Below are 12234 nucleotides of genomic sequence, written 5' to 3' on the forward strand. Positions count from 1 at the left end.
TGGTTGCTGTGAGTGGCAGTCTGGGCTGGCGGAATGAACCCGACGCCATTCGTTTTGTCCGATGGCGAAGAGATCCGGCATTGGACGTAAGGGCCTTGTGGTCCTGCGCTCAATGCGCCGAATAGCCGGCCTGCTGGAATGATCTGCGCGTGTGCTTCTGTTCGATCAAGGAGCACAGAACATGGCCCACAAAGATATGAGCCTCCTGAATCCGAGCAGTGTTGGTAGAAGGCACGACTACACAGGCATCACAAACTTCTCTCAGGCGGCCTCCACCATGGCCGGTGAGGCCAATGGTCGAGATGTTCATCCTGCGTGCGGCTTCTACTGCGCGGATCACGTTTTCGGAGTTCCCAGAGGTCGAGATGGCCAGCAGGCAGTCTCCCGGTCGGCCAAGGCCTGTGAGCTGGCGTGCGAAAACCTCATTGAATTCGTAGTCGTTGGCGATGCAGGTCAGCGCAGAGGTGTCGGTGGTCAGGGCCATGGCTGCAAGAGGCTGACGCTCTGTGACAAAGCGTCCCGTAAGCTCGGCTGCAATATGCTGGCTGTCCGCTGCAGATCCGCCATTGCCGCAGAGCATGAGTTTTTTCCCCAGGTCCAGGGTCGCGATGATGGTTTCTGCCGCAACCTCAACGTCCGGCCGTATTTCCGCGAGGCAGTTGAAGAGGGCCAGATGGTCATGCAAGGCGAGGGAAAAAGCGGCCTGGCTGAGCGCACGCTCCCTGACTTGCGTTATCTGTGGATTCGCGAGGGGTTTCATTTCGTCTGCTCCATGCTGTGGATCTGATGCGCGCGAGCTATCAGATGGGTAGTCGAGTGGCCGGCCCAGTAGGGCAGGATGATGGTTTGACCGCCCCAGGTCTTCATCAGCGCTGCCTCCGGCATTTCTTGCGCCCGGTAGTCTCCGCCTTTGGTGTAGATGTCAGGCTGGAGCTCGGTGAGCAGAGCCTGAGGACTAGACTCCTCGAAAAGCACAACGAGTGAGACGCATTGCAGTGCGGACAGGACGATGGCGCGGTCGGCAGCGCAGTTCAGAGGGCGGCCAATGCCTTTGCCCAGCGACCGCACAGATGCGTCGCTATTGAGGCCGACAATCAACGAAGCTCCCAGGCGCCGGGCGGCCTGTAGGTATTCGACATGACCACGGTGGAGAAGGTCGAACACCCCGTTGGTGAAGACCATGGGGCGTTCGAGCCGCGAAGCGCGGTCTCGCAGTACATCACAGAGCAGGGCATTGGCAAGAATCATGGTTCACACAGGCCGGTGGTGGAGAGGAAGTGAAGCGCTGCCCTGTAACGGTCCTGTGGCGCAGCATCGGCTGAAACCGGTTGCGTGGTTCGGTGTTGGCGCAGTAACTCCAGCACCGCCTCAGAAACCGACTGTGGCGATATGCGTTCAAGACAATCGTGATGCGTCTGGGGGCATCGGCTTTTGAGGCAGTTCCTGCACGGTACGTCGTGGCTGAGGATGCGTGCGCTGACCTTCCAGGGTGTGTGCTGGGGGTTGGTCAAGGCATAGAGAACGACTACCGGTGTGCCCACTGCAGCGGCGATATGGGCAGGCCCTGTGTTGTTGCACAACAGTGCACGGGCGCCGGCAATCAAGGCCGCCAGTTCACCCAGCTTCAGCTGTCCGGGCAAGCAGATCGCGGGGCGGGTCAACTGCGAGGCAGCTTCGGCAATGAGGTCTTTTTCATGCTCTGAGCCGGTGAAGATGAGCTGACAGCGAGCAGACTCTTCCAACATCCTTGCCGCTGCAGCAAAGTGGCTGGCGGGATAACGCCTAGAGGCCGCATTGGCGCCGGGATGAATCACCAGATAGGGCTGGTCGATGGAGCCGCCCATTGCAGCCATGCGCTCTCGTACCTGCTGCACATCCGCGCTTCCGTAGCGAAGTTTCAGGTGATTGTCGGCCGCCTCGCAGCCAATGTGGCCCACCAGATCCAGCTGGCGTTGGACTTCGTGCCGAACCGTCCCGATCTGTATATCGGTATCCGGAACCCAGTTCGTCAGCAAGGCATATGGATTTTCCCGTGCATGGGCCAGGCGCAGGGGAATATTCGCCAGTCTGCAGGCCAGGGCGGCGGGCAGGGCGCTTTGCGTGCACACCGTGAAGATGATGGCCGCGTCGAAGCGGCGCTCCGTGAGCTTGGTAATGAAATCGAGGTCTGCGCTGACGCTGGCTGGCTTGTCGCCAGTTGCCATCCAGGGGGCGGCGTAGACCAGAGACTCATCGATGGCCTCCACCCTTTCAGCCGCCTCAATGCCGGCCTCTGAAGTCAACAGAGTTATACGTGCCTGGGGGAGGCTGCGGCGCATGGCCGCCAATGCCGGAGTCGTCATGAGGACATCGCCCATGCTGTCAAGCCGCACAGCAAGCACATTGCTTACATGGGCCCAGTCGGCAGTCATGGCCATGATGTCTCCTGCTGAGGTAGAACCATGATCTCTGCCACGACCGAGCCTCTGGGCATGCCCAACAGAAACAATATTGCGCTTGCAACGTTCTGGGGGGGTTGCAGGACATTCAAGTCAATGTCCGGAAAGCGATCAAGCAGAAACGGGGTGCGCATGCCACCGGCAATCACGGTCGAAACACGAATTCCGCTGGAGCGAAACTCCGCATGCAGGGCTTCGCTCAGTCCACGCAGCCCCCATTTGCTTGCATGGTAGGCGCTAGCGTTGGGCCAGGCGCGCAGCGAAGCCGTCGAGGCGATGTTTACTATCTGACCGCCGCGGCCTTGGTCGGCTTCGCACAGCATGGTCAAGCCAGCCTTGACCAGAAGAAAGGGGCCAAAGAGATTGGTGTGCACGACGCGCGTCCACTGTTCTGGCGCGATGTCTTGCACGGAAGCGGTGTGATCCGTGCCCGCATTGTTGATAAGCACATCCAGGCCGCCCCACTGACGTCGGATGGCACCCATGGCCCTTTCGGCTGCGCCGGCAAGGCCGACATCGCAACTCAGTGCCAGCGTGCGATGACCTTGAGGATCGATCTCATGGGCCACCTGTGCGGCTTTGTCTGCATCCAAGTCGGCAAGTACCACGCGAGCGCGAGCCTGCACCAACTGTTGCGAAATGGCTGCCCCGAGGCCACTGGCTGCCCCGGTCACCAGGATTACCTTGTCTTCGAGAGTATTCATGATTTAAAGCGTTTGGTTGCCACCCCAGCGCTCTGGCAATCGCTGTTCCTGCAGCCCTGGGCAGGTACAGCGATTGCCAGCAGTCTTACCATGAGCTTTGCAGAAATATTTCAGGGCGAATGGTGGAGAACGGCACTCCAACTGGTGTTGTTGAGAGTGGGGGACGTGACGATCTCCGTCGGCTCGTTGCTCAAACTGCTCCTGTTCATGAGCCTGCTCTTCTGGTTGGCGGGCGGCATGCGGCGCTGGCTTGCTGGGCGCCTGCTGGGTCATTTCGATGTGGATGAGGGCACACGCATCGCCATCGCTTCGGTGCTGCGCTATCTGGTGCTGATTCTCGGCATGGTCCTGATCCTGCAGAACGTAGGCATCAACCTTTCCGCGCTGGGAGTGGTGGCGGGTGCTGTCGGTGTGGGCGTGGGCTTTGGACTTCAGAACATCGTCAGCAACTTCATCAGCGGGCTCATCGTCATGCTGGAGCGCCCCATCAAGGTGGGCGATCGCATTGAAGTTGGAAGCGTACAAGGGGTGGTGAGAGAGATTTCAGCCCGCCACACGACCTTAGTGAATTCGGACAATGTGGCCATCCTTGTGCCCAACCAGCGCTTTATTGTCGAAAACGTGGTCAATGCTGCCTATCTGCAGGAGCCGGTGCGTTTGCGCGTTGCCGTGACTCTGGCGGCCGACACCGACCCGTTGCTGTTGGACAGACTGCTGCTGGAGCTGGTGCATGCGCATTCCCAGCTTCTGGAGACTCCAACACCCGAAATATTGCTCAGCTCGGCCGACGGCAGCTCGCGCCAGTTCGAGTTTGCTGTCTGGTTTCATCCAGACAACATCGCCAGGGAGCAGCTTGCCAGCGAGATCCGACTGGATCTCGAAATGGCATTTGCAGCCCATGGAGTCCGTCATGCCTGATCCACGAAACGAGGTCTCCCAGCCGCGCAGACCTGCCCGTGCGATCTTTGACCAGCTCTGGCACTACGCGTGGGCATATCGATGGCGTACTTTGGCGGCGGTGGTCTTGCTCATACTTGCCAAGTTGGCAAGCGTGAGCGTACCTCTGGTCTTCAAGCGCATCGTCGATCTTTTCAGTATGCCCGGCAGCCTGGCAGAGGAGGTGACGTCGCAGGCATCGCGTCTGATGCCCAGCGGCGGCCAGGTGGTTGTGCTACCGGTCCTATTGCTGATCGGGTATGCTGCGCTTCGCTTTTCCAGCACGCTCTTCACAGAACTGCGCGATCTGTGCTTCGCGAGGGTGACCTTGTTCGCTGTGGCCGATTTTGCGCAGCGAGCGCTGGGCCATCTGCATCGCATGGGCCCGAAATTTCATCTCCAGATCCAGACCGGGGCTCTGATCCGGGATGTGGACCGGGGCACGGTGGGCATGGGATTCCTGTTGAGTGCATTGCTATTCACCCTGATTCCCACCTTGGTGGAAATTTTTGCGGTGGTTGCAATCATTGCCGCAGGATATAGCGGCTGGTTCACGGTCTGCATTTTGGTGACCTTTGTCTCCTATGCCGGCTATACCGCCCTGATGACGAGGCGAAGAGTCGCTCTGCAGCGCCGTGTCAATGAACTCGACTCACGCTCCAATGGTCTGATGCTGGACAGCCTCCTGAACCAGGAAGCGGTGCGCCACAACGCAAGAGCGCATCATGAAGTCTTGCGCTACCGGAATGTGCGCCAGACCTGGCTGGAGCACAGTGTGGAGAGCCAGAAGGCGCTGTCGGCGCTGCATATGGGCCAAGGCGCCATCATTGCACTGGGGGTGGGCGCTATCATGCTTTTTGCCGGCCTGGAAGCGGTACATGGTCGCATTACCGTTGGTGATCTGGTGCTGCTGAACACTTACGTGATTCAGGTCTGTCTGCCGTTGAACGCCCTGGGTTTTCTCTTCCGTGAAGCCCGGGACGCTATGACGAATGCGGAAAAGCTGCAACAGATGCTGGGCCGCCGGCCGGAGATCCAGGAATCGCCGCAAGCACTGCCCTTGTCGGTCAGGCGCGGCGAAGTAGTTTTCGAGCATGTCGATTTTTCTTACGAAACCGGGCGGCAGGTACTTTGGGATGTGAGTTTCAGAATCGGTCCTGGCCAGACCCTGGCGGTCGTGGGCGGCAGCGGTTCGGGCAAGTCCACCCTGGCACGTCTACTGCTGAGGACATATGACCCCCAGCGGGGGCGGATACTCGTGGACGATACCGATATCAGCACGGTGACGCTGGAGAGTCTGAGGGCCGGGATCGGCATTGTTCCCCAGGACAGCACGCTGTTCAACGAAAGTGTGGCCTACAACATAGCCTACGGCCGTCCCGGAGCATCGATATCCGAAGTTATTGCCGCGGCGCGTGCCGCCCAGCTTACCGAACTGGTCGATTCCTTACCCCAGCAGTTCGAGACCTTGGTCGGAGAGCGGGGCCTGAAGATGTCGGGGGGCGAGAAGCAGCGCATTGCCATCGCGCGCGCATTCCTCAAGAATGCGCCCGTCATGGTTTTCGACGAAGCGACGTCGGCGCTTGATACCCGCTCGGAGAAAGCCATCCAGACCCAGCTCGATACGCTTGCCGCGCAGCGCACTACTCTGATCATTGCGCATCGTCTTTCCACCGTGGTCGACGCCGACCAGATCCTGGTGCTGGACAAGGGAAGAATCGTCGAGCAGGGTCGGCACGAGGAGTTGCTCGCGCGGCGCGGCCTATATGCCCAGCTTTGGGACCTGCAACTGCAAAAGCAAGAGTTCGACAGACTGGAGAGAAGGCTGGTTCGTCAGCCCCTGAATCTGGGTGCGCTTCTGGCAGGTGTCATCGATGGAATTCGGCCCGCATTGGACGCGGGAGGCATACAGCTCATCACGCATCTGGATGCCGAACCGCTGCGCATCAGTGGCGACCCGGCCGTGCTGTCGCAGACCCTCTGGGATATGTGCATGCATGCCATCCAGGCCACGCCGGACGGTGGGCGCATCGATCTGCGGCTGCAGCGAGTGGCTCAGAGGGCGCAGTTGTTGTTGGTGGACGGTCGGCATCTTTCTGCGGACGGTGTCGGGAGCTCGGTGCCATTTTCCGGCTCGAACTTCGATCCCATGGTGCTGCGTTCTGCCATTGAGCGACAGGGTGGCAGCCTGAGCATCCAGTCTGCGACATCGGTTCAAGGAATGAGCATTTCGATGGAGCTGCCCTTGCGCGAGGGCGGCGTGACACATGGTCAAGTCCCGAGATCGAGGGAGAAAATCGCGCTGTCTTCCCTCATGGGTCTGGAGACGGTCATTGTGACTGAAGCTTCAGCACTGCGTTTGTCTCTGGAAGCCGCATTGCAGCAGCATGGCGCCAGGACGCGCGGATTCGCCTCCGCACAGCAAGCCCTTGAGTGGCTGGGCCTGCAGCCGACGGGGCAGTGGCCCGCAGTGCTCATATGTGATATCTCCGACGACAGTCAAGGCGGACGAGAACTGGTCGCAGGAGTGCGTGACATGGAAGAGCGCCTAGGGATTGCACTTGCTGGCAGGATCTCTGCGATTGCCCTTACGGGTTTCGCACGTCCCAACGACGAGCTGATGGCCTTGATGGCCGGATTTCAATTTCAGCTGTCCCGGTCGGCCAATACCAACGAACTGCTGGAGAAGGTGGCTGCGGCAGCCACCTATGAACAGGAGGCGATCAAACCGGTGATCGGTAGCGGTTCAGTTCAGGGAAAGAACGGCAGCTGATGCGATGGCTGACGCCGGCCGGCCTCAGAAATGACACGGATGGTGCAAAGCTTGCCGAAGCTTTTACGCAAAGGCGTGGGCCGTCGCAAGTGTTGCTCCGTTGGGCGCGGGAATGGCATTTGCCTTGTATTTGTAGGCTTCATTTGTGAAGCCGATACCGAAACTCTCAGGAAAGGATCCAGCAATGGCACAGCATGAAGATCGGAGCCGTCGCGGCTCTGGCCGCCAGGCACAACAAGGCATGGGTGAAGGCTTCCAGGGGCGAGAAGGCTACCGTGGAGGTGGCAACTATGGTGACTACGGTGGTGAAGGGGACTTCCGCGGCGGCAATCAGGGCGGCGGCATGTATCGAGGGCATCCGGAAGGCTCTCAGCAGTCTCGCCGAGGTTATCCCGACGACCAGATAGGCTATTACGGCGGGCAGCACGGCGGCTACGACAGGGGCTATGAGTCGGGCCGCGGCCGGCACGAGCAAGATTATGGTCAGGGGGGCTCAGGTTATGGCCAGGGCTACACCGACCAGGAACGTTATGGCGGTCCCTATCGAGGCGGCCAAGGCCAGCCGTATGAGCAAAACTACCGGAGCGGCCAGGGCCAGTATGGCTCGGACTGGTTCGAGGGCGGTCAATCCGGTGGCAATCGCCCAGGGTGGGGCAGCCAGGACAATCAGGGTTGGGGCGGTTCGGGCGTGCCTCCCTATCACGGGCGCGCTGCGAGGAACGAGGGCCGCTTCGATTCTGACTACAGCCAATGGCGCGATGAGCAGATGAGGGCGCTCGACGAGGACTACCATTCCTGGCGTGACGATCGCTACAAGAAGTTCTCCGACGAGTTCTCGCAGTGGCGCAATCAGCGCACCAGCGGTGGCAAAGGCTCCAACTCAACCTCGGGCGGTCAGACTGGGACTTCGGGCTCGGGCGGCAAAGACAACAGCTAATCCAGCCTGAGTCGCACCATTGCCGCCAGATCTTCGGAGCCTGGCGGCAATTTTCCTTATTGAGCGTGACGACGCCGCTTCTCGACCGGCTCGATCTGTAGCAGTTGCCGATACTTGGTGACCGTGCGCCGCGCAACCCTGAGCCCCTGAGAGGCCAGCTGACTGGTGATTTTTCCGTCCGAGAGAGGTTGTTGAGGAGATTCGCCGGCAATGATGTCGCTGATCAGCTCCCGGATGGCCGTGGGTGAGCATGCTGCCCCGCTAGCACTGACCACGGAACGCGAGAAGAAATGCTTGAGCTCGAAAACACCCAGGGGAGTCGCCATGTACTTGTTGTTTGTGACGCGCGAAACCGTGGATTCGTGCACGCCGATCTCGCTGGCTATTTCGCGCAGGAGCAGGGGCTTCATGGCCATGGCGCCGAATTCCAGAAACAGGCTCTGCTTTCTGACGATGGCTTCTGCAACATCGAGGATGGTTGAAAATCTCTGTGCGACATTGCGCAAGGTCCAGCGTGCGTCATGAAGGTCTTCCACCAGCCGTGAATGGCCTTTGCGCAGATTTCTTCGGAAAAGCTCTTCATAGACCTTGTTGATGCGCACGCGGGGGATGACGGCCGGGTTTAGCCGGACTTCCCATTGGTCCTGCCCGCGCCGCACTATCACGTCGGGCACGATGTAGTCCACGCGGGAGCAGCCTACTTGCCAGCCGGGCCGCGGGTTGAGCCTGCGTATGGCCTCTATGGCTGTTTCGATGACCGCCGCCGGTTGTTGCAGCAGCTTGCCGAGACGGGATACATCCCGCGCGGCAAGAGCGTCCAGATGATTGACGATGATACTTTCGGCGATCTCGCGTATCTGGGCATTGTCGATGTTGGGGCACTGGAGCTTCAGGCATTCGCCCACGCTGCGCGCTCCTACTCCTGCGGGATCGAATGATTGCACGAGGCGCAAAGCAATGTTGAGCTCTTGAGGCGTGGGGGCGGGAGAGAGGGGCAGGCTTTCCATGAGTTCGCTGCAGCTCGTGCGCAGGTAACCATCGTCGTCAAGAGATTCAATGATGGATTGCGCCAGATCCGAATCTCTTTGGGAAAGAGGAAGAACATTGAGCTGGATACGCAAGTGCATGGCCAGGGTGGTGGGGCAGGCCGTCAGGTCCAATGCAGAGATGGCCTCGCCTTCGGTGTAGCTCTTGCCTGCATATCCATCGGCCAGCCAAAGATCTCGGTCATCGACGCCGGGCGGCTCGATTCTGGCATCGCTGTCGCGGGCATCAAAGCTGCCGTCTGCATCTGCAGACTCCACTGTGGCGCCTTCTTCCTCCTCTTCCAGAAACGGGTTTTCGTCCATCTTGCTGCGGACCATGGCCGCGAAATCCAGCGAGGACATCTGCAGCAACTGAACGGCATGCTGGAGGCGAGGAGAAAGTGTCTGGCCCTGGCGTATATCTGCGCTTAGATGCATCGAGTTCATGTCGGCTCTCCCTTACGTTGGCTGGTGTGACTGAGCCTGGAGTAACGCAAGGAGCATGCCGAAGCGGCGCGGCCCTGCCGGGACGGCGTGCAGCGGGCGCGGACAGGAGGGAGGTTCGAATTTTCCGAAGGTTCAGAGGAACTTCAAGCCATCAAAATTTCTTGCTCGATTCTTGCAAGATTTTCGGCATTCCTTGCTGGGTGGCGAAATTCTTACGACCTGAGTCACCGAGTTGAACGATGGCTGCTGGCATGGCAATTGCCACCCCGCCAGGGCCCATAAGGGCCAATCACATCAACCTTGAGGACGCGTCATTATGAAATCCAAGCAAGTCATTGATACCTTGAACGATCTTGTCGAAAACTGCAGGGATGGTGAGTACGGCTTCAGAAGCACTGCAGAGCATGCCAAGACGGCGAGTTTGAAGCAGGTGTTTTTGGCACGCGCCGAAGAATGTCGCATCGCAGCCCAGGAGCTCAAGTACCTCGTGGTACAGCTGGGCGGTGATTCAGCCGAAGGTGGCACCCTGGCGGGGGCGGCACACCGGGGCTGGGTGGCAGTCAAAGGAACACTGGCAGGTTACAGCGACCTGAATATGCTGGAAGAAGCGGAGCGCGGCGAGGATGCGGCTCTGGCTCGATACCAGCAAGCACTCGCTGAGGATTTGCCCGCAGATGTTCGCACAGTCGTGCAAAAGCAGTTTGAGGGAGCCAAGCGAAATCACGCACAGATTCGTGATCTGAGGAACCAGGCCAGGGCAGCCAGCTGAATCGGGTTGCTTGCTCCTGCCGGCTCGCGCCGCCAGCGCGAGCATGTCTGGCAACAGCCAGCCGCCGACCGTTGTCAGCGGGTGGCTGTGCGTATAGCGAGTGGGGTCAGAGACAAGGCATGCCTCCCAGCTCTCGATAGCTTAGGGATGGCGACGGCAGACATGGGTCACCAATGCTCCGATGAGAAAAGCAGTGGCGATTGATGTCAGAGGAGTCTGTTTGACGGTTTCACGCAGGCTTTCAGTCCATTCGTTGCCATCATCCTTCCACTGCCGAGATTTTTGCTGGACGTTCTCACCGACCTTGGTGAAGGCTTGCTGCGCGTTCTTCATCCCGGCGGCAACGGCGTCCGCAACCTGGTTGACAGTTCGATGAGCTCCCTGTTCCATCTTGTCCAGGGTCTCAGAGCGCCCAGCTTCCTGTTGGGGGGCCTGGCTGTCCTTGTTGCCCGCGCTCCCGGTCTCGGCGCTCGACGAGGTATTTGATGTGTTGTCGGAATTCATTTTTCACTCCTTATCTAGGTGGAAAGTTACGGAAGACGAGATTGAATATCGTCAGAAAAATAAGGGCTCCCGTCAGAGAAATAAAAATCGACATAGGCTTGTATTCATGATCGTCAATGGGGAAGGGTGTGCCAAATAAGGGCGTTACCAGCCAACCTCCCACCAAGGCCCCCAGTACGCCTATTCCTATGTTGACAATCAGATCCTGATCTCCACGGGTATTCATGGCAAAGGCTGCAATCCATCCGATGAGGCCGCCAACCAAAACCCAAATGAGGAAGTCCATGGAAAAACCCTTCAGTCAAAGGTTGAAGAAGCCGTGGCAATCGACATGCCAGGCAAGGGGGCTAGAGAATTTGCTCACTTGCATCCTCTGGGTAGTTACAAATTACTGCGCGTGAATAGATATACGGGAGTCTCCAGCATCAACAGATTGACCGGACTGGGAATTCGGGTCCGCGCTTCCTGCTCGGGTGGCCGCAAGACCAAGGAATGCAGGAATGGAAATGCTCGATTTATTTCCATGACTTCGGGCAAGATATACGCATATCCTCCCGAGATTTTGAAGAGCTCGTCAATATTACGGTTGTAGATGGATATCGGCACATTGATGCAGCCGAACGTGATTCGATTGTCTGAAATAGTTTCCGACATCAGTCGTTGCAGCCGCTTGTCGCCTGGTTGGCCGGGACGTACCCGGTGAATGGAGACCGCGGCACTGTAGTCAATCCAGAAGACACTCTCGCCATCCGTGTTCATGCCGGCCTCTAGAAAGAAGCGCCCGGCTGGTGTCGTTTTTTCATGAGGCTTGATCCTAGAAAAAGGGCGAGTTCCTATGTCCTCCACGGAGGTGTCTCCGACGGCACTGCCCAGCAAGACAGCGGAGCTCGCGAGTAACTTGCCTTGCTTGTCATATATCCACATATGTGCTGAGTGCTTGTCGACGATAAGGTAAGGGCGTTGCCGGTTGTCTCCGGTCAACCCTATCCATTGATTCAGGCCTGCTGCCTGAACTGTCAAAGCAAGCTCCTTGTCCCTTTCAGCGGTTGCAATCAGGGGTGCAGCCAGCGTGAGCAGCAGGACACATTGCAGAGAGTGGATGGGCATCGTCAATGGCTTTTCAGGCACGGATCGGTCTCGGGCCATGCCCATGCATGGCAATCCAGATGCCCACATCCCCGGGCAGTTCCGGGAACACGGATTGCTGCCTGGGTGCATGACCAGCAAAAGCCGTTTTGTAGATGTGGGGGCTGCTCGAGTCGCAGTTTCTATCGTTCAACGCTCTATCGAGCACACTTTGGCGCACCCCGGGGTAAGCGCCAAGCAAGTGCTGCATCTTGTGGTGATGGATCCGGGGGCGAGCCCTGCGACTTGCTCATTCGAGGAGGGCGTGCTCCACGAGCAGTCCATCGGCAACACGCTCGACTGGGATGTCGATTACGCCGCCTTCGCTAGACAAAAGGCTCGACTGAGCTGGTGCCACGAGATGGACAGTCGCCGTCTGATCCAAATTTTTCCCCATCGGCTAGGACGGTGTGATTCGACGCTTTGGGGAGGCGTCTGGCTTGACGGTATCGTGGTTGCCGCAAGTGGCGCACTCCCCGCGTGGGATGAAGCATTTTCTCTCTGGGTCGCAGGAGGTCTTCGGAGTATCGCTTTGGAGCGATCGACGGGCATGTCGATTGCCTGATGCCGATTGGC

General features: G+C 58.9%; 13 protein-coding genes. 5 read left to right on the forward strand and 8 right to left on the reverse strand.

The genetic code is table 11. The features are described 5' to 3' along the window. Positions 1–109: 109 nt before the first annotated feature. From DJFAAGMI_RS05870 to DJFAAGMI_RS05885, 4 genes are read right to left on the reverse strand one after another with little or no spacing between them, the layout of a single operon-like run. Entirely contained in the window at positions 110–760 is a 651-nt protein-coding gene (locus DJFAAGMI_RS05870; RefSeq protein WP_211456303.1) for a D-sedoheptulose-7-phosphate isomerase, read from the reverse strand. After that, the gene (locus DJFAAGMI_RS05875; RefSeq protein ID WP_211456304.1) at positions 757–1248 is read right to left on the reverse strand and encodes an adenylyltransferase/cytidyltransferase family protein; all 492 of its coding nucleotides are present in this window, start codon (positions 1246–1248) and stop codon (positions 757–759) included. The genes DJFAAGMI_RS05870 and DJFAAGMI_RS05875 overlap by 4 nt, the downstream gene beginning before the upstream one ends. Beyond that, the gene (locus tag DJFAAGMI_RS05880) at positions 1245–2417 is read right to left on the reverse strand and encodes a glycosyltransferase family 9 protein (protein ID WP_249333840.1); all 1173 of its coding nucleotides are present in this window, start codon (positions 2415–2417) and stop codon (positions 1245–1247) included. The genes DJFAAGMI_RS05875 and DJFAAGMI_RS05880 overlap by 4 nt, the downstream gene beginning before the upstream one ends. Next, positions 2408–3142, reverse strand: coding sequence for an SDR family oxidoreductase (locus DJFAAGMI_RS05885; RefSeq protein WP_211456305.1), 735 nt, complete (start codon positions 3140–3142; stop codon positions 2408–2410). The genes DJFAAGMI_RS05880 and DJFAAGMI_RS05885 overlap by 10 nt, the downstream gene beginning before the upstream one ends. Positions 3143–3379: 237 nt before the next feature. On the opposite strand from DJFAAGMI_RS05885, the gene DJFAAGMI_RS05890 reads away from it, so the two are divergent. From DJFAAGMI_RS05890 to DJFAAGMI_RS05900, 3 genes are all read left to right on the forward strand, one after another. Beyond that, positions 3380–4060, forward strand: coding sequence for a mechanosensitive ion channel family protein (locus tag DJFAAGMI_RS05890; protein WP_283245736.1), 681 nt, complete (start codon positions 3380–3382; stop codon positions 4058–4060). After that, the gene (locus tag DJFAAGMI_RS05895; protein WP_211456307.1) at positions 4053–6851 is read left to right on the forward strand and encodes an ATP-binding cassette domain-containing protein; all 2799 of its coding nucleotides are present in this window, start codon (positions 4053–4055) and stop codon (positions 6849–6851) included. The genes DJFAAGMI_RS05890 and DJFAAGMI_RS05895 overlap by 8 nt, the downstream gene beginning before the upstream one ends. Positions 6852–7035: 184 nt before the next feature. Further along, positions 7036–7788, forward strand: a complete 753-nt coding sequence (locus DJFAAGMI_RS05900; RefSeq protein WP_211456308.1) for a hypothetical protein — start codon at positions 7036–7038, stop codon at positions 7786–7788. Positions 7789–7844: 56 nt separating this feature from the next. Here DJFAAGMI_RS05900 and rpoN read toward each other — a convergent pair whose 3' ends face one another. Further along, the gene (rpoN, locus tag DJFAAGMI_RS05905; RefSeq protein WP_211456309.1) at positions 7845–9260 is read right to left on the reverse strand and encodes an RNA polymerase factor sigma-54; all 1416 of its coding nucleotides are present in this window, start codon (positions 9258–9260) and stop codon (positions 7845–7847) included. A 316-nt stretch (positions 9261–9576) separates the two neighbouring features. Between rpoN and DJFAAGMI_RS05910 the strand changes: the two genes are divergently transcribed. After that, positions 9577–10029: a PA2169 family four-helix-bundle protein gene (locus tag DJFAAGMI_RS05910; protein ID WP_211456310.1), complete on the forward strand. Its 453-nt coding sequence runs from the start codon at positions 9577–9579 to the stop codon at positions 10027–10029. Between the two features lie 141 nt (positions 10030–10170). On the opposite strand, the gene DJFAAGMI_RS05915 is transcribed toward DJFAAGMI_RS05910, so the two are convergent. From DJFAAGMI_RS05915 to DJFAAGMI_RS05925, 3 genes are all read right to left on the reverse strand, one after another. Next, on the reverse strand, positions 10171–10533 hold the full coding sequence (locus DJFAAGMI_RS05915; RefSeq protein ID WP_211456311.1) for a hypothetical protein: 363 nt from the start codon (positions 10531–10533) through the stop codon (positions 10171–10173). 10 nt (positions 10534–10543) lie between these two features. Continuing rightward, positions 10544–10819, reverse strand: a complete 276-nt coding sequence (locus DJFAAGMI_RS05920; protein WP_211456312.1) for a GlsB/YeaQ/YmgE family stress response membrane protein — start codon at positions 10817–10819, stop codon at positions 10544–10546. A gap of 95 nt (positions 10820–10914) precedes the next feature. Beyond that, positions 10915–11685: a L,D-transpeptidase gene (locus DJFAAGMI_RS05925; RefSeq protein WP_211456313.1), complete on the reverse strand. Its 771-nt coding sequence runs from the start codon at positions 11683–11685 to the stop codon at positions 10915–10917. 64 nt (positions 11686–11749) lie between these two features. Here DJFAAGMI_RS05925 and DJFAAGMI_RS05930 point away from each other — a divergent pair, with 64 nt between their 5' ends. Continuing rightward, positions 11750–12223, forward strand: a complete 474-nt coding sequence (locus DJFAAGMI_RS05930) for a hypothetical protein (protein ID WP_211456314.1) — start codon at positions 11750–11752, stop codon at positions 12221–12223. The last annotated feature ends 11 nt before the right edge of the window (positions 12224–12234 follow it).

Origin of the sequence: Comamonas brasiliensis, from assembly GCF_018292285.1 — a bacterium.
GTDB lineage: Bacteria > Pseudomonadota > Gammaproteobacteria > Burkholderiales > Burkholderiaceae_C > Comamonas > Comamonas brasiliensis.